The organism is Shewanella marisflavi, from assembly GCF_023283925.1.
Lineage (GTDB): Bacteria > Pseudomonadota > Gammaproteobacteria > Enterobacterales > Shewanellaceae > Shewanella > Shewanella marisflavi.
Map to the genome: position 1 here is coordinate 276,782 of NZ_JAKIKX010000001.1, position 26,461 is coordinate 303,242.

Here is a 26,461-nt window from a genome sequence, read left to right on the forward strand (position 1 = left end):
CATCCCTAGTAAACTGTCGCCAGTTTTTTGCCGATTGAACACCACCTTTGAACCAAGTACCTATCCATACACTCCTGCCTGAGATCCAACAGGCCCTGGAAAGCCATTCGCAGGTGATTCTGCAGGCGCCAACCGGGGCGGGTAAGTCGACCGCGTTGCCGCTGGCGATGCTCGACTGGTCACAGATACAGGGCAAGATTCTAATGTTGGAACCCAGACGTATCGCGGCGCGCAATGTCGCGCACTTTATTGCTGCGCAGCGGGGAGAGTCCGTAGGGCAATCGGTGGGTTATCGGGTACGCGGTGAGTCCAGCATCAGCGCCAAGACGCGTCTCGAAGTGGTGACCGAAGGGGTGTTGACCCGGATGATCCAGCAAGATCCTGAGTTATCGGATTATGGGTTGATCATCTTCGATGAGATCCATGAGCGCCATCTGACGACAGATCTTGGGCTGGCGCTGGCACTTGAGGTGCAGGCCTCGTTTCGCGAAGATCTCAAGATCATGGCGATGTCGGCCACTCTGGATGGCTTGCCTCTCTCAGATTTAATGCCTGATGCTGCTAGTCTTGTCAGCGAAGGGCGCAGCTATCCTGTCAGTTTGAGTTATCGTCCCGGCGCCGCTCATCAAGATTGGTTGCCCCATATGGCCAAGGTGATAGTCGACGCCTTGAGTGAGCATCAGCAGGGCTCTTTACTGGCGTTTCTGCCCGGCCAGCGCGAGATTGGGCGTTTACAAACCCTATTATCGGAGCGGCTCGACAGCAAGGTGTTCCTGATAGCACCTCTCTATGGCGCCTTGCCGCCCAAACAACAAGATGCCGCTATTGCCGCTCCGCCTAAGGGGATGCGTAAGTTAGTGCTGGCGACTAATGTGGCCGAGTCGAGTCTGACCATTGAAGATATTCAGCTGGTGGTCGATGCCGGTTATAAGCGTCAGGCCAGCTTTAATCCCAAGACGGCGGTGAATCGACTGTCACTGAAACGGATCAGCCAATCTTCAGCGGCCCAGCGCGCCGGCCGCGCCGGGCGTCTTAGCGCTGGCCACTGCATCAGGCTCTGGCCACAGCAGGAGCATGAGCGTCTGCTCAAGGCCGACGAGCCGGAAATTCAACATGGTGATCTCACCAATGCAGCCTTGGATGCTGCTTTCTGGGGAGTGAACACCCTACAAGCCTTGCCCCTTATTTCGCCGCCTAACGCGGCCAATGAAACCGTTGCCTGGGAGCTGCTTACTCAGCTTGAATTGGTGGATAGTCAGCGGCGCATAACGGCCCATGGCCGCGCCGCCTATCAGCTTGGCTGTCATCCCCGTCTGGCACATATGTTGTTGGCCGCCAAGGCGTTGGAAGAGAGCGGGAGTCCCTACTATTTGCCGCTGGCGGCGGTATTGGCGGCGCTACTTGAGGCGCGAGCCTTGCCCCGACGCGGCGCAGATATTACGCGATATTTAAACGAGGCCCGGGGGGGCGAGATTGCTAAGCTTGCGCAGCAATATCTGGTGAGAGTGGGCGGGAATAAAGCCTTTAGCCAGGTGTTGAGTGAGAGCCGGGATCAGGATATTGCTATTTTATTGGCGCTGGCGTTTCCCGATCGCATCGCCAAGGCGCGTGGGGTGAAGGGCTATCAACTTGCCTGCGGTGCTGGGGTGGCACTCGGCGATGACGATGCGCTGCAGGGGGAGCCTTGGCTGGTGGTGGCCGATTTTCAGGAGAGCGATGGGCAAAGTAGTGGCCGCATTCTGCTGGCGGCTAAGTTGGATCCTGCCTTGTTTGACGGCGCCCTGGCAAACAGGGGGCAGACCCAAGTCGTGACTGGCTGGGATGAGGATAAGGCGCGTTTTTACGGTTTATCTCAACGGCGTATCGGGGCTATCATATTGAGCGAACGCCCCTTAGCGGCTCTGGACGAAGAGACGATTCATCAGGCTATCTATCAGCTGATCCGTACTAAAGGCCTTTCGCTGCTGGGATTTGATGATAAGGTGGAGCAGCTCAGGCGTCGGGTGGCGCTGGCGCGTCAGTTTGAACTGGCGGGAGACTGGCCCGATGTTAGCGATGAATCCCTATTGGCCGAGTTGCCCAAGTGGCTGGGACCCTATCTCGATGGGGTGCGCCGCCTGAACCAGCTCAAGGGACTGGATTTTTACACTCTGCTGCTCAATCGCCTGGAATGGAGCCAGCAGCAGACATTAAACGAACTACTGCCGACCCACTGGCCGATGAAAACGGGTACTCGGGCGGCGATACGTTATGACGATTCGGGACGCGCTCTGCTTAGCGTGCGTCTGCAGGAGGCGCTGGGCATGGCTCAGAGTCCGCGTCTGGCCCAAGGTAAATTGGTGGTGACCATGGAGCTCCTGTCGCCAGCCATGCGACCGTTGGCGTTAACCGCCGATCTGGCCAACTTCTGGACTGGCCCCTATGTCGAGGTAAAGAAAGAGATGAAGGGTCGTTACCCTAAGCATCTATGGCCCGACGATCCGGCCAACACCTTGCCCACCAAATTAACCAAGAAAAAGATGTCAGCAAATGGGCAGTGATCGCCCTTTTGCTGTTTGACTGGAAAAGAGATGACGAATAAAGAGACGCCAAAGCAACGTAAGCCGCGTAAGTCGGCCAATGGCAAGACAAGCAAGCCTAAAGCCAGTGCCGTAAAGCCGGGATGGGGGCGCAAGATCTGGTCTTTGAGCTGGAAGCTCGGCCTGATCCTGTTTGCCGCCTTAACGATTTATAGCATCTATCTGGATCAGATCATCGCCCGTAAGTTTGAAGGGCAAAAGTGGCATCTGCCAGCGCAGGTATTTAGCCGTTCTATGGCGCTTTATCCTGGGGCGGCGGTGAGTCATGATCAGTTGATCGCCGAGCTAAAGCTATTGGGTTATCGTAAGGTGGCTAATCCCCGTCAGGTGGGAGAGTTTTCCGCCTCTAAGACCAAGGTGGATCTCTGGCGACGTCCCTTCCTGCATCCTCAAGGTTCCCAAGAGGAACAGCGGGTGATGATCACCTTCGACAGCCAAGGGGTCGCCTCTGTAGCGCGCAGTGATAACCGTGAACTTGCGGTGTTTCATCTCGAACCCGTACTGCTGGATCGCATGATCACAGGTGATGGCGAAGATAGGTTGTTTGTGGCCACAGATAAGATGCCTAAGGCGATTGTGGATGCCTTGATCTTGGTAGAAGACAGAAGTTTTTACGAGCATCACGGGGTAAATCCCTTTGCCATAGTGCGCGCCGCTATGGTGAATATCAGTGCCGGACGTACAGTACAAGGTGGCTCAACCCTGACCCAGCAGCTGGCGAAAAACTTCTTTCTTTCCAGCGAGCGTTCCATCATACGTAAGCTCAGAGAAGCCTTGATGGCGCTGATCATCGATTTTCGTTATGACAAGGACGAGATCTTAGAGGCCTACCTCAACGAGGTGTATATGGGTCAGGATAAGTCTCGCGCCGTGCACGGAATGGGGCTGGCCTCTCAGTTCTATTTTGGTCGACCTATTGCCGAGCTGACTTTAGCTCAACAGGCGTTTCTGGTCGCCGCGATTAAGGGCCCTTCTTACTACAACCCTTGGCGTTACCCTGAGCGGGCACAGGAACGACGGGATCTGGTGCTGCGTCTCTTGATGGAGTCTGGCCAACTGCCTGTGGCTCAGTATAAGGCGGCGGTGGAGTCACCTCTTGGGGTGCGCCAATTTAGTCGACCTGTGCACAAGAAGCTACCGGCGTTCTTTGCCGTGGTACGCGGTGAACTGTCGCGTCGTTTCGGCGATGCTTTGCTGCAACAGTCGGGCATCAAGGTTTACACAACCTTAGATCCTTTGGCTCAGGAGGCTGCTGAGCTGGCGGTGCGTAAGACGATGCAGCAGCTGGAGCAGCGAGACAAGGCTTTACAAGTTGGTATGGTGGTGACCGACAAATATTCAGCCGGTATTGCGGCCATGGTGGGCGACAAGGTGCCTAGTTACCATGGTTTTAACCGTGCGGTGGAGATCCGCAGGCCAATAGGCTCGTTAATCAAACCTTTTGTCTATGCCACGGCCTTGAGCCAGGGGGATAAATATACCCTGGCAACGCCGTTAAAGGATGAGCCCATCACGTTGACCAACTCTCATGGTAAGACCTGGTCACCGCAAAACGTGACCAAGCAGTTCTCTGGCGAAGTGCCTCTGATGACGGCCTTTAAGAAGTCGATGAACGTACCGACGGTAAACTTAGGGATGGCCATAGGCACAGATGCGGTGGCGACCACTCTGGCCAAGTCTGGCTGGGATGAAGAGATCCCCGATTATCCCTCAATGTTGTTGGGTGCAGTCAATGGCTCGCCGCTAATGGTGGCCCAGGTGTATCAGACGTTGGCGGACAATGGTCGTTATCGTCAGCTTAATGCGGTGACCCATGTGCTGGATGCAGACAATCAGCCCCTGGCGGCCAGCCAGAGCAACGCCAGCCAGGCATTGCCTGTAGCCAGCGACTTCCTGGTACAGCATGCCATGACTCAGGTGGTTGCATCTGGTACCGCTGCCAAGTTGGGGCAGGCGTTTCCTGGGGTTACCCTGGCGGGTAAGACTGGCACCAGTAATGATTCACGCGACTCTTGGTTTGCCGGTTTCGATGAACGTAACGTGGCAGCGGTTTGGGTTGGCTTGGATGACAATGGCAAGACAAGCCTTTACGGCAGCAGTGGTGCCATGGCCGTGTATCAGGCCTTCCTCAAACAGCGTGCGCCTATTGGTTTAAGACGCACACCTGTCGAAGGCGTGGTAAATGGTTACTTCGATGCCAAGACAGGCGTTGCCAAGCAGGCTAAGTGCGGCAATGTTATTGCCGTCCCCGCGCTGACTGAGAGCTATCATCCGGCGAAGAACTGTGGCGAGCCGCTCTCTTGGTGGCAGAAACTGATGGGTGGCTAAGCCGCCCGGGTTAATCACAGTAATAAAAAAGCTCACCTAAGGTGAGCTTTTTTATTACTCTTTAGCAGGGCTATATATCTTACTTCAGGCGGCGCTGCTTGGGTCTTGCTTGCTGCCAAAGATAGAGACCAGAGATGGCCATGAAGATTAAACTGAGGGCCACCAGGTCCATCATCAGGGTGCCGGGCAGGCCTATGATGCGGCCACTGTGTAGGTCAAGCAACACACGTTCCCAATTGAGGTGCATGGCGCGGGCGGTAAGCGAAAGGCGCTGGCTGACGCCAGAGGTCGTTTCGTTGGCGAGGGGCGTTTGCCAGTCTAAGGGGACAAGTGGTTTTGCCGCTTGCCAGTCGATGAGGTCGGCGTCACTTAAGTAACTGCCGGAAGCCGTGTTCAGCCAAAGCTGTTGGCTATCGCCTTGGGGAACAAGGGCCAGTGCACTTAGATCCTGGGGTAGGCCTGTGGCTCGGCTCTGCTGCTCGAGCAAGTTACCTGCTTGATCAAGCAGATACAGATGTTGGTCATCGATGGCCACATAGTGATTGCCATAGGCAAGGGCGCCAAGTAGCGGTCCTTGAGCCTCCAATACAGGTTTATCCTTGAGCCAAAGCAGGTTATCGCTCGCCGCGAGCAGGGGCTCTGTAGCGAAGACCATGATCTGGTTAGGCGCCTTGATACCATAATGATCCAGTAACCAGGCTTGATTAACATGAGCCGTATCTAGCTTGAGTTCATTGCTGTGGTTGATCAAGATGCCAGTCGCGGCGACCAAGACCACCAGGATAGCACTGGCAATGCCTAGACGTCTGTGCCAGGGTCTGAACACTTTGGCGAGTTTTTGCCACAGAGGTTTACGGTGGGGATGGCGAGGTTTGTTTGTCATCTATGGCTTTCTTTATTTTGGCTATGTTAGGACGTTAGCAATCCCAGGTAAAAGGATGCGGGCTGGTGGCCCAAGGAATACAAAAAGAGCAGGGGTATCCTGCTCGCTGGCCATAATATAACACTAACAGGGCAGATCGCCATCTGTGCTATTGAGTCACCTTGTCGTCTAGATAGAGGGCGATACGTGATAGCTTGGTGAGTGCGCGCACCGACAGGGTGGCGCCTGTGATACCATCGATATTGCGATCCAGTTGGTGATCGCCGGTCAATTTAGCCTGTTTAAATTGATCGGTGAAAAACTCGTGACGCACCTCATCACCTCGACTCTCGCGATAGACAAGCACCTTGGTTTGGGCGATCGCCTTGTTTTTGATATGTATGCCGACCGTGATGGGGGATTCCTTACCTATCTCTTCGAGGATCCATACGGTTTCGCCTTCCTGCTGCCAGTAACGTACTCGCATCTTGTTAAATTTATGGGCCAAGATATCTTCGATCACTTGCTTATCATCATCTTCTAACCAGTAGACCTTTGCCTTTGGCATAGGGGCGGCGAAGGCTTGGGTAATAAAGTCTTCGTTGCTTTGATAGACACTGGCGGCCTGCACGCAGAAGGCGGCGAAGAGTGAGGCAAATATGAGCTTAACAGAAAGAGATTTCATTGATTAATCCAGTAGCAAGGTAATGGATGAGGCCTGTGATAATGAATCCATTCACTATGGCTAAGACACCTCGTAAAGTGTCTTAGCCATAGGCAGTGCTCGTTTGGAGCACTGCTATGGAGAGCTAGCTTAGAATTGGTAGCCAACGCCTAGGTTGAAACCATCGGCATCTTTAGCGCCGCCAACTTTTTCGTAGTCAGCTTTAAATACTACATTTTCGTGTAACCAGTAGTTAATACCTACGTTGGTTTGCTCGACCTTAGTGTCGTCGCCGTTACCTGCATTGTTGTCATACTCGTTGTAGCGAGCAAAGATGCCAATGCTTTCATTGAAGCGGTAAGATGGCTCAATGTACCAACCGTTTTGCTCGTCGCGACCCAATGCTTCTGCTTCTTTACCGTCGATATCCCACTGAGCATACAGTGCCTTAACGGTGAAGTTTTCGATGCTGTAGATAGCATGAGCGGTTAACAAAGTCGCTGAAGCCGTGTCAACACCCGCTTTACCTTGAGTGAGATCAGACTGATATTGTGCCGTAGCCGCTAGCTCTAAACCTGCAACGCCTGTGTATTTAATGCGTGCGGTATAGGCTAGATCCGAGGCGTCAGCTTTAGCAACTTTTTGACGACCACCGCGGATGTTATAAGTATCATCAACTTTCAGACCTGATGTGATGGCACCGTCAAAGGCCAGACCTGGTGCTGCTTTGATGTTGAGGTTGATACCCGCTTCCCACCAAGTCGCTGGCAAGATGTTTTTCTCAACAGGGTTACGTTCAACACCGTAGAACGCTGGTGGCTCGTGAGTTTCGTTGATGATGCCTACAGGCATTAGGAACAAACCTGCTTTACCGGTGAACATCTCGTTAAAGTCATGTTCTACATAAGCTTGTTCTAGTTCAACCTCGCCTGGCTTGTCATCACCAGAAAGTGCATGTTCAATTTCTAGCTCAGAGAAGAAACGTGTGTTTTCTGTGAACTCATGGCCAAAGAACAGCACGAAACGATGGAAATCGATATCTTTTTTGTCTTTACCTGATTTGTTGTCTGTGATGTTGTTGTAATGAAGTTCACCATAACCACCGATAGTGGTCGCACTCTTGGCTGAGCTGGTTTCTTCAACGGCATCAGCGGTTTTTTCTACACGTTGCTCAGTTTGCTCAAGACGCTTCTCAAGATCTTGCAGTACTTTCTGCTGCTGCTCGATCACTTTACGCAGTTCCTGAGTTTCATCAGAGGCAATAGCGGCTTGGCTAGCAAATGCGCTGACTAGCGCGGCGGCAATTAGCGTTTTCTTCATCATTTCTCATCCCAGTTGTTGTATCAGGGTTATTAAGTTGCTGGCGATTCTATCAATCGGATATCGTAATGCAAACAATTATCATTAAGTTTTTTGATTGAGATCAACATTTGTAAAGAAAGCGTAAATTGCTGTGGTGGTGTGCAGCTGGGATGAACTAGAAATAAATCACTTTATTAACAAATGTTTGCATTGCATTTAGCCTTGCAGTTTTTCTGTAATAAAGGTTAATGCTTGGTTGTGCAATAAGTGTGCAGCAGGCCTGGTGTTAACTGTCTTATCCATTTGAGGGCAGAGTCATCACCTCTAATTGTGATTCGCTGATTGAAAATTGCCCCTTGGGAGTCCAAGGGGCGGTAGCCTTAGAATTGGTAGCGATAACCTAGGGTGACGGATAATGGTTTACCAGCAAAGTTTGAACCATGGATCTTGGTGGTGACATAGCTGGTGTCGAACAGATTTTCTGCGCTGAGATAAACCTCATGAGCCTCACCTAGATGGTAGCGTCCTGAGAGGTCGACAATGGTTTTGGCTTCGATCAGCTGCTCTGTGGCGATCGCCCCTTGACCTGCTTGGGTACGAATGTCATCGGTATAGCGTGCCGCTAGAGTGATCTGCCAGTTGTCACCGGCCATTGCTGCCGATGCAAATAGTTGATTTTCTGGCAAGTAAGGCAATTTATAGCCAGCCTCTACTTCTCCCCAAGGGTCAAAATCTGAGGTAAAGCTTTTGGCGAATTCGGCCTGTGTGTAGGTGTAAGCGAGCTTAACTGGAAAGCTGATATCGCCGTCGTGATTAAAGGTGTGATCTAAACTGAGTTCGAGACCACTGACTTCTACTTCGCCGCCATTGTATTGGTTGCCAATATTGTCATCATCACAGCCTTGTGCAGCGGTACAGTTACCATGCATGTTGCTGTAATCACTGTAAAAGAAGATGGCTTCAGCATTAAGGTTACCACTGTTGAAGCGCGCACCTGCCTCATAGTTCCAACTTAACTCTTCCTGACGATCACTGTTACCAGGTGCGGCAGGGGAGAAACCTTTCTGCACACCAGCCAGCAGTAACCAGTTGTCATCAAGCTGATAACTGGCCGAGAGAGACGGAAGCAGTGCCGAGAAGCTGTTGCGAACATCTTTATCGGCTTCGCCGTCTCTGCCGACATTACTCTTACCCCAGTCGAGGCGACGAGTGTCGACATCTTCATAACGTAGGCCTGCGGTGATATTGAACTGGCCGATCTGAATTTTATCCTGAACATAGAGGGCGATAGCCTGGGCACTATCGATACGGTTAGAGTCGGTACCTGGGATCCCTGCGTTGCTCAAACGCATGACCTGATCTGCTCCCATGTTGTATTTATCTACCCACTGAAACCTGTCCATCTCATCTTCATGGTAGCGGGCCCCGATGGCGATTTCGTGATTATCCAGTAACCAGTTGAGCTCACTTTGAATACCTTGAGACAGATATTGACGATTATTGGCTTTAACATCAACGCTAAGATCGCCACTGGTGGGATCGCTATCGAAGTCAGCAGCTATTTGCGTGCCGTCGCCGCTGATGCTCTGTCCGTTCACTTTACTGGTTTTGTACCAGTTACGGGCAAACTCGTTGTAATAAACTATGGTGCCTAGCGACAAGCTGTCGTTGAGATCGATAAGATGATTAAGTTGCAGCTGCTTGTGCTCTGTGGTCATCTTGTCTTTCTGAGACGAAGAATATCTTTGGTAGGGATTGGCGGCAAAGTCGGCGTCGGTAAGGCCCATATAGGTTTCGTTGGAGATCTCGTCGGAATACTTAAGTTTCAATTCGAGGGTTTGCTGGTATTGGCTGGCCTTGTCACTGCGAATACTCACCTTGGCTAAAGCGTCGTTTTTAGTGAATCCAGTGTTGCCATCGACGCCGTTAATGTCGCGAAAACCATCGGCCTGGTAGCGATAAAGTTCGGCGACTGCGCCGATGCGCTCACCCTGTCCGCCGGCGAAAGCATGTAGCTTGCCAAATCCATGTTGACCGGCAGCGATATCCACTTGACCCGCGAGGTCTTGCTCAGGGATCTGACGTGAGATGAGGTTGAGCACGCCGCCCGTTGTGCGTGGGCCATATTTGACCGTAGAGCTGCCCTTAAGCACTTCGATAGATTGCATTCTGCCTGACGTAGGAAAGTAGTAGGCTGCAGGAGAAGCATAAGGAGCGGGCGCTGTCAGTACACCATCTTCCATTACCGTGATTTTTTCGGAGCGGTTTTGGCCTGTTCCGCGCATGCCAAGATTTGGCCGCAAACCGAAACCATCTTCCTCCTGAACATAGACACCGGGCACGGAGGCGAGAGTGCGCATTATGTCACTGTATTTAAAGCTATCGAGTTCGGCTTGGGTGATTTGGTGAGCACTACCCGGGACGGTATTAAGCGGATTGCGCTGGCCGAAAATGGTTAATTGTTCTAGTGGTTTAGCCGTTTCATCACCAGCTTGGGCATAGCTGGGGGTGGCAAGGACTGATAGCAGACTCAAGCTGATAAGACTAAGCGAGGTATTAAGCGGGCGTAACATACAATCTCCAATGAAAATGCGAATGATTATCTTTTACGTGGAGATGTTAGTGTTGAGTCCTTAATTTTAACTTAAATGGTTAGACGTTTACGTTTGTTAAATTTTGTATCTTTAAGTCATCGGAGAACTATTTGGTGGGTTTTGCTATAGACTGTGCCTCTTAAATATTAACTATCCCCCTATCGCTATCGAGCCATTATGTTTCTAAGTCCTTATTTTAAAAAAGATCAGCAAGTTGTTTCCGTCTCAGCACAGCAAGCGAGCGAGTTCGCTAAAGGTGTGGCGCAAGACTTCAACCCTATCCATGATGTCGATGCCAAGAAATTTTGCGTCCCCGGAGATCTGCTGTTTGCCTTAGTACTTGGTCAGTATGGACTTAGCCAGAAGATGCAGTTTCGTTTCGAGGGCATGGTAGGCAATGGGGTTAATCTGGTCTTTCCCGATAACGTAAGCGATGCCTTTGCCATTTTGGATGATAAGGATAAGCAATACCTCAGCGTCGAGCGCAGCGGTGATAGTACCTTGTGTGAAGTGCAGACAGAGTCTTTTATTCGCAGCTATGTGGCTTTCTCTGGCTTAAACTTCACCCATGTGCTGGTGCCGCTGATGAGGCAGCATGGTGTGATGATCAACCCTGCGCGTCCCTTAGTGATCTATGAAAGCATGTCGTTCGACCTGGCGAGTCTGGATTTTAAACATATCGAGCTGTCCCTGGTCGAGCAGAAGCTGGCTATCGAGGGTAAGCGCGGGGATGTGACTCTGAAGTTTGAGCTGCACTGCGGCGAGACCTTAGTGGGCACAGGAGAGAAGACACTCGTGCTTAGCGGCCTGCGTCCACTTGAAGCCGAGAGCATGGATGAGATGGTGGCCCGCTACGAGGCGCGCCGTGTGAGTTACCAGCAAGGCAACTAACATCTTGGGGTCGGCGCGAGTCGGCCCCTATTACTACTCTTTAGCAGCCACGCTGCGCTACTTAGTTTGATATCTTAACTTCACACCTTTTGCTCTAGCTCTTTGTTCTGCAGGCTTGCCATTGCCTTGAAAACCACCTGAAATCGGCTGTGACGCACGCTTTTTAAACGACTATCCCATCCAAGCCCTGGGCCAGATTGCCAAGACACTGGCTTTGTTTTACTTTAGTGGGATTGTTTTGCTATTCCCCTTTGCTGCTTGCCCTTCGGGGCGGCCGACAAGCTCGTTTGGATAAGGAAAGAGATGCCAAGCTTAAATCGAATCGTGCTGATCAATACGCACCTCCCTGGCGTTGTGGAACTCGCCCTCGATGGACACACTAATATTTGTGGCACCAATGCCTCGGGCAAGACCACGCTGCAGCGTCTGGTGCCCGTGTTTTATGGTGAATATCCCAGCCGTGTGGTGCCCTCGACCCGTGACAGCTTCGAGCGTTGGTACCTGCCCCATGACTCCAGTTACATCATCTATGAGTACAAGCGTGACGACGGCCTGCTGACCCAAGCGGTGCTGGCCTCTGCCGGTGATGGCAAAGGGGTCAACTACCGTTTTATCGGTAAAGGCTTCGAGCTGGCTGATTATGTGAAGTCCCAGCAAGGGGAGTCGATTCTCTGCCATAACATGGCTGAGCTGGGCCGTGAGATGAAACGCGCCGGTGTGGCGGTGACCAACCTGCTGAACACCCGCGAATATCGCGCCATCATTCAAAACGATCGCACTCTGCTTAGCACTGGCAGCAACCGTAGTGAGCTCAGGGCTTACGCCCGTCAATTCTCTCTGTGTCAGCATGAGCATACGCTGCGTCACATAGAGAAGTTGGCCAAGGCGGTGCACTCTAAAGAGGGCAAGATGGAGACCATCAAGTCGATGATTGCCGCCATCTTAGAGGAGGATGGGGTTAACCCGCCCAGCTCACGGCTTAATCCACAGCGCGTCGAGTCTTGGATCCGCGAAAGTCAGTTGATCCAGGGCTTCGAGCAGATCCGCCCTGAATTTGACAAGTTAGAGCAGGAGTTCAATCAGCTACTCAGCGCCGAGCAGCGTCTGGCTGGCCTGAAACGTGGCTATGGTAAGGATGAATCTCAGGAGATAGAGCGTCAGGAGATCCATCAGCAGCGCTCAAAAGATCTGGGTAACAAGTTGCGTCAGCTCGACGATGAGTGGAAGGAGTTGCGCGACGAGCTCAACCTAGATCTCTCTGCCGCCAAGGGGGATGTGGCCAAGATAGAGCATGAGCTGGATATTATCGAAGATCAGCATGCAGGTTTTCTCGATGCCGACATCGAGCAGGCCAAGCTGGATCTTGAGCAGCTACCCAGCTGGCGCGCCAGCCTGGAAAATCTCACCGAGCGTCATAAGCTACAGACAGAGAAGCACCAGGATATTGAGGCGGCCTACAACGCCCGTCGCAGCAAGATAGGCGAGAACCTCAACCGTGAGCTGGAACAGCTCGACAAGGAGCAGGACAAGCATCGCGAAGCCAGGGACAAACAGCAGGAGGCTGGCCGCGAGGAGCTGGCAGCCCTAGAGCAACGCTGGCGAGAGCAGATGGAGGCGGGCCGCGCTAAGCACAATGAGCAGGAATACCTGCTCAAGTTGACGGCGGCCGAGTTGCAGATGCAGGTTAATAGTGTCACCTACAGCGAGGAAGAGAAGCTGGCCCTGGCGGTGTTTGACGAGCGTATCTCCCGCGCCGACGAGGAGCAAGAAGCTTGCAACGCCATGGTAGATCGCCTCACGGCTGAGGAGCGTAAGCTCAGAGCCAAGCGGGATCAGGCCAATGAAAGCCTGAGACAGGCAGGCGTTCGTGTGATTGAGCGCCAGGGGGCGCTGGATGAATTGCATCAGGTGCTTTTCCCTCAATCCCATACTCTGCTTGAGTATCTACGTAAGGAAGTACAGGGCTGGGAAGAGAGCATAGGTAAGCTGATTAACCCTGAACTTTTACATCGCAGTGACCTGCATCCGGCCAAATCGGCAGATGGTGATAGCTTCTGCGGTGTCGAGTTGGATCTCAAGGCGTTGGCGACTCCAGAATATGCGGCCTCGGAGCAGGAACTCAGAGGACGTTACAGCGAGGCCGAGGAGGCACTGGCGAGCGCCAAACAGCTACAGACAGAGGCTGAAGAAGCCTTAGTGGCCATCAATGCCGAGCTGGATAAACTCAACCGCGAACTTACCTTTGCTAAGACGGCTTATAAAAACAGCCGCGACGATCTGCGCCGCCTGTTCGACGAGAAGCGCGCTGAGCAGGAGAAAATTAATCAGGCGCTAAGCGCCCGTAAGGCTGATTCCCAGAAGCGTCTCGCCCGTCTCGACAGTGAGATGAAACAGCTTAAGGCTCAGCATCAGGAGTGGCTCGAGGAGCAAAACGAGCAGGCGCTCGAGGCGCGCATGGAGAAGAAGGCCTACTGGCAGGAAGTGGTTGGCGCCTTGGATGCCCAGCTGTCACAGGTAAAACAGAATATTAGTGAGCGCCGCCAGGCGGCCAAGGCGGAACAGAAGGCCTGCGAGCAGTGGTATAAGGATGAGCTGAAATCCCGCGGCGTCGATGAAGATAAGATCTTGAAGTTGAAGCAGGAGATCCGCACGCTTGAAAGCAATATCGGCAAGGCGGAGCAGCGACGCAGTGAGGTACTGCGTTTCGACGACTGGTATCAACATACCTGGCTTGCCCGTAAGCCTAAGCTGCAGACCGAACTGAGCAAGGTGAAGATGGCGGTGACCGAGTTGAGTCAACAGCTCACCACTAAGGCCAACGAGGTGAAACATCAGCGCCAGCAATATGATAGCGAGCGCAAGCAGTCTGATTCGATTCAGGTAGAGGCCTCGGAGAACTTGACCAAGCTGCGCGCCGTGATGCGCAAACTGGCCGAGCTGAAACTGCCCTCGAGTCAGGACGAGATGCAAGGTGGCCTTACCGAGCGATTGCGTCAGGGTGAAGAACTGCTGCTGCGCCGGGATCAGCTAATGGGCTCGGTGAAGCAGTATATTGAGCATTTCGATTCGGTGATCGCCAGCAAGTCGGGCTCTAGTTTGTCGGAGACCTGGGAGCGCGCCCGCGAGGAGTCGAGCTTTGTTAACGACAAGGGCATTCGCCTGTTGGATTATCGCAAGCTGGTACCGCAACTTGAGCAGCTGCTCAACGTCATGGTGCCTCAGGCGATCATGGGGCTGAGAGAGCAGGGGCGTAACTTTGGTATCGATTTGACCGCGTTTTACGATGTATTGGCGGATATCGATCGCCGCATCGCCTCGCAGAGTGCCCGCATCACCCGCGAGGTGGGCGAAGAGCTGTTCCTCGACGGCGTCAGCGAGTCGGCGGTGCGTATCCGCTCGCGCATCAGTGAGCTAGAGTTCTGGCCAGAGTTGGAGGAGTTCGTTAAGGCGTTTAAACAGTGGAAAGCCGAGGGCTTTGCCGACTTGCCTGATGAGCACTACACCAGCAGCATGCGCCGCGCGTTGGATATCATCGGCCGCGCCGCCCTAACCGGCGGTATCGCCAAACTGTTAGAGATCGAGCTGCGCCTGAAAGAGGGCAACAGCGATCTGGTGATCCGCACCGACCGTCAGCTTAACGAATCCTCGAGCCATGGTATGGCTTATCTGATCCTGTGTAAGTTCCTGCTGGCCTTTACCCGCCTGCTGCGTGGCCGCGCCGATGTGACCATTCACTGGCCGATCGACGAGCTGGGCACACTGCACCACGGTAACGTGAAGAAGATCTTCGATGCCTGTGAGAACAATAACATCTCTGTGTTGGGCGCTTTCCCTAACCCCGAGTCAGAGGTGCTCAACCTGTTTGCTAACCGCTACATCATCAATAAGCAAACTAAGAAATTACAAGTGGTTAAGCCGCAAGTTAACCCCATAGCCGATAAGCTGAGCCAGCGTTTTGCCAAGGAGGCTGTGTAAATGAGCAGTAGCACACAAACCGTATTAGTGGGCCAGGGCGCCTTGATTGAAGCCTTGCTGCGTGGCGAGTTTATCTGCCGTACCAGTAACGAAGAGGCCTGGCGCGCACTCAAGTCGCAAGCCACTCGTGATAACGTCGAGCAATACCTGAATCTGATTAATCGCACCCTGGCCTCGGCCGGAGAGGGCGAGGTGTTCTTCTGCGGTTACCTGCAACTGGGGGACGATGAACGTAAGGTGATCTCCAGTCAGTTTCGCGATATCTGCCATGCGCTGCTCCCCTTGGTGGAATGGTTAGTACTGGTACAAGAGGCCAGCGGTCAGGATGCGCCATTGTCTGAAGGTGCGGCGGTGCGGCTCAACGAGTTGCAGACCCGTATCGAAGATACCCCAGCATTTCGCGAGCAGCTGGCTAAGATCAGCCACTATCGCCTGTTTGGCTCCAGCTCTACCCAGGTGGATGCACAGATCAAGTTGGTGTTTAAACGTCTGGTGGAGCTGGGATATCTGCTGCGTCCTAACCAGGAGAAGCAGATCTATATCGCCACCGGCAAGTTGGATTACCTCTATGAGGTGATCCGTTTCATCGATGAAACCGAAGGACTCAGCCTGGAGGCCCAGGCGGAAACCGCAACCCAGAGGGACTTGATCTGATATGAGTAGCAACTTACATCAGGCGGGGGTCACGCTACTTAAGCAGCTGGGACGCCATGCGGATCTCATCATGGATGTCTACCTGTCCGGTTCAGTGACCGAAGAGGGGGAGCGCGCAAGCGCCGTCGACAAGCTGCGTAAGGCGGATATCTTGTGGCAGCCCGAGGGCGAACAGGGACTGAGGCTGAAGCGTTCGGTGCGCGCCCTGCTGGAAGAGGTGCTGAGCGATGAGCGTAATCGTCAGATCGATGCCAATGTCGGCTCCTCTCTCGCTACCATCAAGACCCTAGCTGACCACTACAAGGAGGCTCGTCAGGCGGCTGATTACAGTGCCAGCGAGGCTTATTTGGCGGATCTCAGCGAGCAGGTTTACAGCTTTACCGAAGGGCTGAAGTACTCGATTCGTGTGCTTTGGAGCCGGATCAACAACGAGTTCGGCTATGTGGGCACCATCAACGCCAAGATACGTGAAAACGAACTGGCCCAGAGCCAGGTGACCGAACTGCTTAATGGTCTGGAGATGTTCCAGTTTAGCGAGTTGGGTGAAATCGCTGGGGATATCCGTGAGCTGCGTAAACTACTGGTGACCCGCTTGCAGGAGACGTTGAGCGACTGTACTCAGGAGCTGAGTGTCGTGCAGGGGCGTTTATTGGAGCTGCTGGGACGTTTCCGTCAGATCCAGGGGCGTACCCGCCTGCTTAAAGGGTGGCTGCTCTATACGGATATGCATCCAGATTATGAGGTGGCGGATCATGTGAGTCATAAGCAGTTGCCAACTCTGTTTAACCGCGCCGAGGCAATTCTGGCTCCAGCTGCAGTGGATGTCGCCAATACCAGCCAAGAAGCTGAACTGCTTAGTTTAGTATCGCAGATTAAAAGTATTAGCCGTGCTGGTCGCGATCCTCTGGTGCGCGAACACGATATGCCCTTCGCCTTGGTGGAGGCGGAAGATTTCGACATCCCTGATAATCCGCTCAAACTGGCGGTGGATGAGTATTTCTGCGCTGTGATCGATTCGGGACTAAGACAGTCGGCACTCGATTATCACCAAGCGCAAGGACTCGACTGGGATACCGAGAGCTGGTTGTATCAAGTGATCTGTGGTTACGAGGGCTTGCCCGAGGAACACAGACGCTATTTTGAGCTTGAGCCGATTGGCGAGCCTCACGCACTCTACAGTGGTAATTTTATTATTCGCGATGTGGAGCTCTGGTTGGCTTAAAGGCGAAATTTATTGGGTTTTCTGATTTTAAAGTCGTTAAATCATTAGGTTAATAACTATTGATTTGACGACTTTGCTATTTTGTTCTTCTCTTTTCTATCTCCTGTTTATTGTTTCCTCACTAGTGCAACTCACTGCCATGCCTACCTGGTTGATTTGTTGTGCTGTTTTTCTGCCTATTTACGACTTTTGCATCCGCATTGACTGTAATCCGTAGAGACTTTCACTGCTTGTTGGTGATGCCTTTGTGGCTATTTTGTTGTCTATTTGTGCTAAAAGTAAAAGTTTATTCACCACACCTATCTGGTTGGTGTGATTTTTTGTATTAAAAATCATTGCATTATTATGTCTGTGGTTGATTGTTTGCTGGTCTGATCAATTTAACGTACTGAGATTATGATTGAATTTATGGGTAGCATGATCCACTATCACTGACCAGTAACGGGAAAGCTAAGGCTTTCATTCTCATCTCCACGTATAGATGGAGAGTGTAAAGCGCACGATAGATGCGCACATAACAAGGCAAGCAGATGACAAAATCACTTTCAACACGCATCTTTATCGGGCTGTTTTCTGGCCTGATCTTGGGTAGCATTATTCAGTATTTTTTAGCCGATGTGGGCTTCTTCTCCGGCACTTTGGTCGAGGTCGCTTCAGGCGTAGGCACCATGTTCGTCAATATGATCATGATGATGGTGGTGCCTCTTGTCTTCGTCAGTATCGTCTGTGGCGTGCTGGAGCTCGACGACCTTAAGAGCTTTGGTCGTCTCGGCGGTAAGACGTTCGGTTTCTATATTATCAATACGCTAGTGGCCATCTTCGCCGCTTTGGCTGTGGCATTGCTGCTTAAACCTGGGCTTGGGGTCGATATGACAGGTGGCAGCGGCGCAGAGATCACTGCCACTGAGCTGCCTAACCTGATGCAGCTAATTGTTAACATAGTGCCTAGCAACCCGGTGGCTGCGTTCACTTCAGGCAATATGCTCCAGGTGATCTTTATGGCGCTGTTGGTGGGGGGCGTGATTAAGTCGATGGGCAGCGCCGTGCCACTGTTAAAGCAGGGCTTTACTGAAGGCAATAAGTTGATGATGAAGCTCATCAGCCTGGTAATGCAGTTGGCGCCATTTGGTGTGTTTGCCCTGATGTTCAAGCTGGGTGCAACCTTAGAAGCCAGTCTCTTCGTGAGCGTGATAGAGTATCTGGTGGTGATCTTAAGCTTGTTATTGCTATGGATCTTTGTGGTCTATCCTTGGGCGGTGAGTCTGTTTACTCCTGTGTCGGCCAAGGCGTTCAGAGCTAAGACCCAAGAGCAGATTCTCTTCTCTTTGTCGACCGCAAGCTCTAATGCCACCATTCCTGTAACCATGCGTACTCTGACCGAGAAGCTTGGGGTTAAGCGCGCCGTGGCCGGTTTCGGTGTTCCGCTGGGCGCAACCATGAACATGGGCGGTGTCTCTATCTATATCACCATCGCTATCTTCTTCGTGGCAAACTCTTTCGGCGCGCCGATCGCTATGGAACAACTGCCTGCACTGCTGTTTAGTATCTTCCTGCTCTCTGTGGGTGCTGGTGGTGTGCCAGGTGGCGGCATGGTGATGATAGGCGTATTGATCCACCAAATGGGCTTACCCGTTGAAGCTTTCGTGATCGTTGCGGCCTTGGACAGACTGATCGACATGGTACTGACCTCTTGTAATGTCGTGGGTGATGCCGCTGTGCTCACCATAGTCGATGCCACCGAAAATGGCCATGAAACACAAGACCTAGAATCATCTGTGTCGCGTCCAAGCGAAGTAAGCTCTAGTTAACGGATAGCCTTAACTTGACTAGGAAATGGCTCGCCTTTTTGGCGGGCTTTTTTGTTTCTAGCCTTTGATTGAATAGTCTCTACGATACGGTATAGAGGTAAGGATTTATTAGTAAACAGTTAATTAACTTATTGTTAAAAATGTTGATTTTTCGTTTCGTTGGGGTATTTTAGGACGCTTGATGTAGCACTTTATGACTAGACAATGATATGCGGCAAGCCGCTGTCACTTCGAATAGATTGATGAAAGGGAATTCGATGAAACGACTAATGACCTTATTGCTCATCTTAGTGATGAGTACGCTCTCTGGCTGTGCCCAAAGGCTGCAGTCCATTTCAAAAGATGTTGATAAAACTTTGGCTGAGAACAGCGGTTACCTGTTGATCGGTGTTGATACTAACTGGGGTCTTCACAGCATTCTTATCGGTGGTGATAATCGCTTGATGCTGACCGAACGCGATCTCAAAACAGGCAGCAACTATATTCTGGTAACTGTGCCGGCTGGTCAGTATCGCATCCAAGATGTGAAATTTACCCGTTACGTCTATATGGCACTTGAGGAGGGCTATTGGGATTTTGAAGTCCGGCCAAATCAAGTGAGCTATGTGGGAGATTTGGATATAGACATAAGAGGGCTGTGGGAGATCACGTCTGCAGAGATTATTCTTGAAAACCGTTCGACTAAAGCGCTGCGTTTTCTCGAGTCCTCTTTTCCTAACATATTGCAGTCGCGCCAAGTGCGTTATTCCGGTCCTGGAGAAGATAACTTTCTCGAATTTGCTGAAGGTCTAGCCAAGTCGAAGGAGGCTGCACTATGAAATATATCATTGCTTTGGTGCTGCTCATCGGCAGTTTTTCTACCCAAGGGGTCCCCATTCCTGCTTCGACACTTTATCGCTCTCCCATGATGTCGCAAGTGACTTTCACTCCCGATGGTCAGTACATCTCGGCGCTTATCGTGGAGGAGGGGAAATCTTATATCTCACTCATAGATACCCGAGACAAGGAGTATCAACATATTGGTTCATTTAATTCAGATGAACGACTCAGTGGATATAGTTGGATTGATAATGAGACGCTCTATATCAGTTATTTATGGCGAGGCGAAGTAAGGAGTGTGTTACTTAAGCTCTCCCAGCAAGAGGGAAAGTTTACCTCTGAACTGGTTAAGCTTCCCGAGGATAGCTATTTAGTCGATCCTCTCATTGATGAACCTGGCTATATACTCTTTGCCAAGAATCGATACAAGGGACGCCCTAGCAATCAACTGTATAAGCTTACTATCCAGCAGTTGGTTGATAAAGATTTCGATAAGGCCAGCCTTCTCGAACACAAGCTGAAAGATGTCGTTTACTTTGGCTGGGATGATATACGTAGGGTTTTGTTTGCCGTGACCGTTGATATCGAAGCGATGAAGGGGGAGGTACTCTATCGTGAATTAACCGAGCTGCGTTGGAAGACCCTGTTTGAGATCACAGATAAGAAGATGCAGTTTAGCCCTGTTGGCTTTATTGGTGATGAAAAGCTGGCGGTCTTGAGTAATGAGCATACCGATAAAATTGCACTTTATGAGTTTGATATTGCCAGTCAAAAGCTAGGCAAAGTTATCTATGAACATCCTAAGTATGATCTCGTTGACGCTCAGGTGAATATTGCCGGTAATGGTGTTAGCGCGGTGACCTATGTTGAGAATGGGCAGCATGTCAGTCAATTTCTTGATAACAGTACGACAGAAACTGACTCTCTGATAGCACGCCATTTCAAAGGTAAAGAAGGGGTGATCAGTGCCTATGCAAAAGACAACAGGCATCAAGTGTTGTTTGTTTATGCCTCGAATGATCCAGGTAGCTATTACCTCTATGACCGTCAGGCGGATAGGGTTGAACTGTTAACCGAACTCAATCCCGAACTGATGGCATATGAACTATCAGAGACAAAGGTTTTTTCGGTAGAGAGTGCGCCAGGTGTGGATGTCGAGGGGTATCTGACTTTACCCAATCAGAAAAGTCGCAATGGCGTCCTGTTGGTCATGCCGCATGGTGGACCAATCGGAATTCGTGATTATAACTACTTTAACAATGATACTCAGTATTTTACGAGTCGAGGTTTTACCGTTTTAAGAGTAAATTTCCGCGGTTCACAGGGCTATGGTAAGTCTTTCCTTAACAGTGGTAAGGGAGAGTTCGGTAAGGCAATCGAGCAAGATATCACCGCTGCCGTCAACCATGTTAGCAAGCAACACACTTTCGAGAAAATGTGCGCCATGGGAGCGAGTTATGGCGGTTATTCAGCCTTAATGCTAGCAATAAAGCATCCCGACGATTATCAATGTGCCATAGGTGCTTACGGCATCTATGATCTCCCCCTCTTGTTCAACGGCAGCAATTACAAGGTGCTGGAGGAGTATCGTAAGACTGTAAGCGAAGTCGTTGGTGAGCTTAGTGATGATCTGCTGCAATATTCGCCCGTTTACCTGGCCGATAAGATAAAGGCTCCGGTGTTGCTGATCGCCGGCAAAGAGGATCGTATCGCCGACTTTGAACACTCTCAACGTATGCAATATGTACTGGAGAAGCAAAATAAGTCAGTCGAACATCTTTATTATGACAGGACGGCTCATGGTCAGAATACCTGGTACTGGCAGCAACATGAGAATGCGTATGTGGCCGATTACCTGAAACGAACCTTGGCCCTGAAGGAATATCATGAGATGTCTGGCGTTAAGCCTGAGCTTGCACAGCAGCTTGGGGACGATTTGGCCACTATCGCCGATGGCTATAACTTTAAGAATAAAGTTGAAAATAGTCCTTCTCAGGCGCTGGCCTACTATCGTCAAGCGGCATTAGCCGGCGACGGTCGCTCTGCCTATAACTACGGCGTTAAGCTGGTTTACAAAGGCAAGCAGTTGCTTAAAGAGACTCAAGGAGAAGAGACTAAAGAGCTCATGGGAGTTGACGATAGCCTGGAAGGCGCACGTTTGGTGGCTGAAGGTATTAGTTGGGCAGAGAAAGGCTCGGCCTTAGGTTATGCGTCGGCCAGTCATTGGCTAGGAAAGATATACGATCAAGGCGAGCACGTTACTCAGGACCTGGCTAAGGCGGTGGATTTTTATAATGCGGCGGTGGAGCAGGGATATGATGCGCGAGCCCTGCTGCGAATGGGAAAAGTATATTGTCTTGCCGAAGATGAATTGAAAGACGTGCAGCGTTGCACCGAACTACTTGCCCTGTCTAAGTTGGCTGACTTACCGAAGAAAGAACAGAAAAATGCTGTGACCGAAGATTCGCGCAGCCTCCTGCGTTGGGTAATAGGTCAGTTGTATGCCCACGGGCATTTCGATGCTAAAGAGACTCTGTTAATCCAAGACTTGGTGAAGCAGGAGTATGGTGTTTCGCTAGCACAAGTGGCGCTGGACGATGTCGAGATCGGGGCCGTTGAATACAGTCGTTATTATAAGAAGTATAGGGTTTATGATAAGGACAAACGTTTTAGCGCGTCACCTAGCCTTGAATTGGGGATGGTGTTTGGGGTGGAGCCTCAAAAAGGCGTTGATGAACAACGTAAGGTCGCCGTTATTGCCAAGTGGATAAAGGTCGACGATAAGGGACGTAAAGAGATAGTCCAGAGCGATCTGTTGTGGGGAAGTGCTGATGAAGACAATTGGAATACTCGAATCTCGTTCAAAGAGAAGGAGTTGTTTAAGGGTAAATTGACCGTTGAGTTGTCAGATTTAAATAATAATTTGCTGGCAACTAGGACGTTAGACATTCTTTAATTTAGCCGTTTGAGCATTAAAAAAGGGACGCGTTGGCGTCCCTTTTATTGTCTCAGACTAATGTTTACTGCGACCCGCTAATGCCCCTTGGTCAGACGGCGGCTGAGAGCACTTTGGCTGATCCCCAGCATCTGCGCTGCCGCAGTTTGGTTGTTGGCGGTGCGGCTCATGGCCTCGTCGATCAATGCCTGGTTCATCTGTGCCAGTGTCGGTAGGGATTTTGGGAAGATGATGTGATCGCCAGGCTCAGCATCCAGCGACTTGTGTTCTTTAACCGCCTCCATAAAGGGTGAGATGTTGAGCGTCACACCGTCGCTGCGGCTGACGGCATCGAATACCATGCCTTTGAGCTCATTCAGGTTACCGGGAAAGTCATAATCCAATAGTTTGGGCGCCAGATCTCTGGGTTGCTGGGGTGCGCTTAGCGACATCTCCTCGGCGGCCTCGGCGATAAAGTGATTGATCAACATTGCGATATCTAACGGGCGTTCTGCGAGTCGAGGCAGTTTTATCTTATGGGCGCGCAGGCGGTAGAGCAGATCGCTGCGAAATTCACCGCGCTTGTTGAGGGCCAGCAAATCGTCTTGAGTGGAGAGGACAAATTTACATTTGATGGGGAAGCGACTATCGCTGCCCAAGGGTGAGTAACTCTTGCTCTCGATAAGCTCCAGCAAGGTGATCTGCGCGCTCAGAGGCAGGGCACTGATTTCACTCAGATAGAGGACGCCACTACCCGCCTGGTGCAGCAGTCCGGTCACCGCATCGATTTCCCCGTTTGGCTGCTGGCTCAGTCGGCCGCAGAGTTTAAGTTCGAAGGTGTCGCTGGCAAACCCTGCGAGATTAAGGCTGACAAAGGGTTGCTCAGGGCTAAAAAGTTGATGGCAGGAGCGGGCAAATTCACTCTTACCCGTACCGCTTTCCCCTTGAATTAGCAGAGGCTCCGGGCTAAAGGCTACTGCCTCTAAATAGCGAAACTGATCCAGCAGCACAGGCTCACAGGTGAGAATATTATTAAACGCCTTGGGATTATCTAAGGTGCGACTGAGAAAGCGCTCCTTAATATGTAAGTAGTTGCGCTCCAGCCCTACGACTTCCAGCGCTCGTCGCACCGTATGGGCCAGATCGCTGACGTTGTCCGTCTTGATAAAGTAATCATAGGCACCATGCTTGATGCAGCGCACTGCGGTGTCTACTTCGTTAACCCCAGTCACGATAATCACCCGGGTATTGGGTGACTCGGCCCGTATCATGGCCAGCAGCTCTTCGCCCGAATGAAATGGCATGGTCAGATCCAGCAGTACCAAGGCGTAGTCGCCCACCTGTAGGCGATTCAGTACCTGGCGGCTGTCGACGCAGGTATCTATCTCCGCCTCGGGCACCAGGCGGTTTAAGGTGACAGCCAGGGTACGCAGCCAAGAAGCCTCGTCGTCGACCAAAAGGATATTGCGTGCAAGTTTCATCTGTTATTGCTACTCCTGAACCAAGGCAAAACTAAGTTGAATGCGGGTGCCTTTACCGGGTCTTGATTGTATCTGCATCAGGCCCTCATGCTCTTTGATAATACGGCTGCATACAGATAAGCCTAAGCCACTGCCACCCTCGGTGCGACGTGTGGTAAAAAAGGGCTCTGTGATCCGTTTAAGGGTTTGAGTGTCCATGCCACAACCATTGTCATTGACATTGATGATGGCGCGATCCTTGTCAATTTGTGTACTGATCTGAATATGCCCCTCTCTTGGCGGACAGGCGTGACAGGCGTTTTGGATTAGGTTGATCAGCACTTGATGCAACTGCTGGGCATTACCCAATATCATGGGGCTCGGCAGGTGCAGTAATTTGGTGATCTGAAGTGTTTTAGTCTGATTTGCCGTAAGACGCAGGGAGACGTCGACGACTTCATTAAGGCTGACGGGGGCATGGTCCTGTACCAAGTTTGGCAGGGCATAACGCTTGAGATCATTGACGATACGACTGATTCGCTTGGCGGCTTCCTCAATAGTGTCGCAGCCAACAGTCATTTCATCCATAGCCTGAGCTGGCGAGAGTCCGGCGATCTGCCAGAAGGGATTGCGCTGCTGATAATAATCGGCCGCAGGGCCTAAGTCTTTCATCGCCGCGGAGAACATTGAGATGGCATGTAAGATAAGCCCTGTGGGGTTGTTGATCTCATGGGCGATACCGGCGGACAACTCGCCAAGTGAGGCCAAGCGACTGGCTTCTTCGTTCGCCTGACGTAGCTGATGTTGTTCGGTGGATTCTTCGAGCAATATCACCACCTGATCGCTTGCGATAGGGTGGATCTGCAGTTGCCAATATTGCTGCTGATACATCATGTCGGCGATCAGGGATTTTTGTTGAGACAACACCTTCAACACAGCGGGCCTGAGGTCGAATGCCTGCCCATGGATATAATGAAATGCCTCAGAGATCAGCAGGTGCACATTGTTGTCGTTACTCCACAGGCGTTGTAGTTCATCATTGACGATTGTGACGCCATGAGGAATACCGTCGAGTACGGATTGAAACTGTTTGGAGATATTGGAGATCTCTGCCTCGACTCGCCGGCGTTGTATCAGTTCGGCGTCGAGGGCCTTTTTACGTCTGCGCAGGCTGGCACTAATAAAGCCTGTGTAGATCATGCCGGTCGCCGAGACGATAGCCACCAGAATCGCCAGAGAGAACATACGTTTTTCTGTCGATGTAAGATCGACCTTCTCTCGTCCGGTACCAAACCACTTGTTTACCAGACGATCATATTCCCCTGACAGCTTGAGTTGGCGCAGCGCGTCATTGATCTTGTGCATCAATGCCGCTTTTTCGGAGTTACAAACGAAGTTGAAGGCGCCGTAGATAAGGGCGTCACTAGAGCTGCGCACCGAAGGGTAGAGGGGGAGCAGGCGCCGGGCCACGAAGCTTTCGGCGATCACCACATCCACTTCGTTTTCGATCAGCAGCTTAAAGCCGGTTTCATAGAGATCCACATCGACGCGGTTAAATTTTTGTGGGTAGCCCGATAGATAAACATCGACAAAGGCGCCCTTTTTGATGGCGACCCGTTTACCCACTAAATCTGTCCAGTTGTTGATCAGCGCCTTGCCCTGCAAGGTATAGGCCCTGGCGTGGGTTGCATAGATGGGATCTGACTGACTCAGTTTCCTGTCTAGGTTGACCGGGCTAACTACGGCAATGACGTCGATATCGCTATCGGGATTGTGTACGTCGCTGACCAGTTGCTGGAAGCTCTTGCGGCGGATGATGATGCGTTTATCGATGATCTGTCCGATCCTGTTCATCAGCTCGACGTTGAACCCCTGGTCGACACCATTATTGCGCCACTCAAGTGGCGCCGTTTTTGAGTGAACACCAAAGACAATGCTCTCCTGAGCGAGTGCAGGAAAGCTGATAAATAGTATAAAGAGAAGTAAGCGTTTCATGGGGAAATGTTACGGCTTTTTAAAGCAATAAACTGTGCTGTATTACGCGAATTAGCGATTTCTGATCTAATGAAAAAGAGATGTGATCCAGGTCTCGCCACGCTATGCGTTTTTGCATATACCCCTTTGTGATTATGCATACTTGCATAGGCTCTCGTTGGGCATGTGATTGAGGTGTCATTTCTGATACTCATTACCCTTATCCGTTTGCCGCTTCGTCCTCCCTGATTAATCATTTAATTGAGCGATAGTGAGAGCCTGGGGTAGTCATCAATACCTATGAAGGCTTTCTTCTAAAGTTAAGTGTGAATCACTTTAATCTAAATATAATGTAAGTGCTTCTAAATTGGGCGGTTTTATCCGGTTCATTTAG

At 51.3% G+C, this 26,461-nt stretch carries 15 protein-coding genes; 9 read left to right on the plus strand and 6 right to left on the minus strand.

Annotated features, from left to right (window positions below; all coding sequences use genetic code 11):
* Positions 1–47 precede the first annotated feature (47 nt).
* Complete coding sequence (gene hrpB / locus L2712_RS01220) at positions 48–2,540, plus strand: ATP-dependent helicase HrpB (protein ID WP_248976641.1); 2,493 nt, start codon at positions 48–50, stop codon at positions 2,538–2,540.
* A 30-nt stretch (positions 2,541–2,570) separates the two neighbouring features.
* Positions 2,571–4,907 (plus strand): penicillin-binding protein 1B, encoded by a 2,337-nt coding sequence (gene mrcB / locus L2712_RS01225; RefSeq protein ID WP_248976642.1) that lies wholly within the window; start codon positions 2,571–2,573, stop codon positions 4,905–4,907.
* 79 nt (positions 4,908–4,986) lie between these two features.
* Here mrcB and L2712_RS01230 read toward each other — a convergent pair whose 3' ends face one another.
* From L2712_RS01230 to L2712_RS01245, 4 genes are all read right to left on the minus strand, one after another.
* On the minus strand, positions 4,987–5,790 hold the full coding sequence (locus L2712_RS01230; protein WP_248976643.1) for a PepSY domain-containing protein: 804 nt from the start codon (positions 5,788–5,790) through the stop codon (positions 4,987–4,989).
* Positions 5,791–5,938: 148 nt separating this feature from the next.
* On the minus strand, positions 5,939–6,454 hold the full coding sequence (locus L2712_RS01235; protein ID WP_248976644.1) for an FMN-binding protein: 516 nt from the start codon (positions 6,452–6,454) through the stop codon (positions 5,939–5,941).
* Positions 6,455–6,583: 129 nt separating this feature from the next.
* On the minus strand, positions 6,584–7,753 hold the full coding sequence (locus L2712_RS01240) for a porin (protein ID WP_033538005.1): 1,170 nt from the start codon (positions 7,751–7,753) through the stop codon (positions 6,584–6,586).
* 362 nt (positions 7,754–8,115) lie between these two features.
* A complete protein-coding gene (locus L2712_RS01245) occupies positions 8,116–10,308 on the minus strand; it encodes a TonB-dependent receptor family protein (protein ID WP_248976645.1) in 2,193 nt (730 codons plus the stop codon).
* 198 nt (positions 10,309–10,506) lie between these two features.
* On the opposite strand from L2712_RS01245, the gene L2712_RS01250 reads away from it, so the two are divergent.
* The 7 genes from L2712_RS01250 (at position 10,507) to L2712_RS01280 (ending at position 22,654) form a co-directional block, all read left to right on the plus strand.
* Positions 10,507–11,220, plus strand: a complete 714-nt coding sequence (locus tag L2712_RS01250) for a DUF3581 domain-containing protein (RefSeq protein WP_033537856.1) — start codon at positions 10,507–10,509, stop codon at positions 11,218–11,220.
* A gap of 303 nt (positions 11,221–11,523) precedes the next feature.
* Positions 11,524–15,195: an ATP-binding protein gene (locus L2712_RS01255; protein ID WP_248976646.1), complete on the plus strand. Its 3,672-nt coding sequence runs from the start codon at positions 11,524–11,526 to the stop codon at positions 15,193–15,195.
* The gene (locus L2712_RS01260) at positions 15,196–15,849 is read left to right on the plus strand and encodes a condensin complex protein MksE (protein ID WP_248976647.1); all 654 of its coding nucleotides are present in this window, start codon (positions 15,196–15,198) and stop codon (positions 15,847–15,849) included.
* A gap of 1 nt (position 15,850) precedes the next feature.
* A complete protein-coding gene (locus L2712_RS01265) occupies positions 15,851–17,071 on the plus strand; it encodes a phosphoenolpyruvate carboxylase (RefSeq protein WP_248976648.1) in 1,221 nt (406 codons plus the stop codon).
* A gap of 530 nt (positions 17,072–17,601) precedes the next feature.
* Positions 17,602–18,879: a dicarboxylate/amino acid:cation symporter gene (locus tag L2712_RS01270; protein WP_140946940.1), complete on the plus strand. Its 1,278-nt coding sequence runs from the start codon at positions 17,602–17,604 to the stop codon at positions 18,877–18,879.
* Positions 18,880–19,136: 257 nt separating this feature from the next.
* Complete coding sequence (locus tag L2712_RS01275; protein WP_033537861.1) at positions 19,137–19,697, plus strand: hypothetical protein; 561 nt, start codon at positions 19,137–19,139, stop codon at positions 19,695–19,697.
* Positions 19,694–22,654, plus strand: coding sequence for a prolyl oligopeptidase family serine peptidase (locus L2712_RS01280; protein ID WP_248976649.1), 2,961 nt, complete (start codon positions 19,694–19,696; stop codon positions 22,652–22,654). Before L2712_RS01275 ends, L2712_RS01280 begins: the two co-directional genes overlap by 4 nt.
* 77 nt (positions 22,655–22,731) lie before the next feature.
* On the opposite strand, the gene L2712_RS01285 is transcribed toward L2712_RS01280, so the two are convergent.
* Both L2712_RS01285 and L2712_RS01290 read right to left on the minus strand, forming a co-directional pair.
* Positions 22,732–24,114: a sigma-54-dependent transcriptional regulator gene (locus tag L2712_RS01285; RefSeq protein WP_248976650.1), complete on the minus strand. Its 1,383-nt coding sequence runs from the start codon at positions 24,112–24,114 to the stop codon at positions 22,732–22,734.
* 9 nt (positions 24,115–24,123) lie between these two features.
* Positions 24,124–26,088, minus strand: coding sequence for an ATP-binding protein (locus tag L2712_RS01290; RefSeq protein ID WP_248976651.1), 1,965 nt, complete (start codon positions 26,086–26,088; stop codon positions 24,124–24,126).
* Positions 26,089–26,461 lie beyond the last annotated feature (373 nt).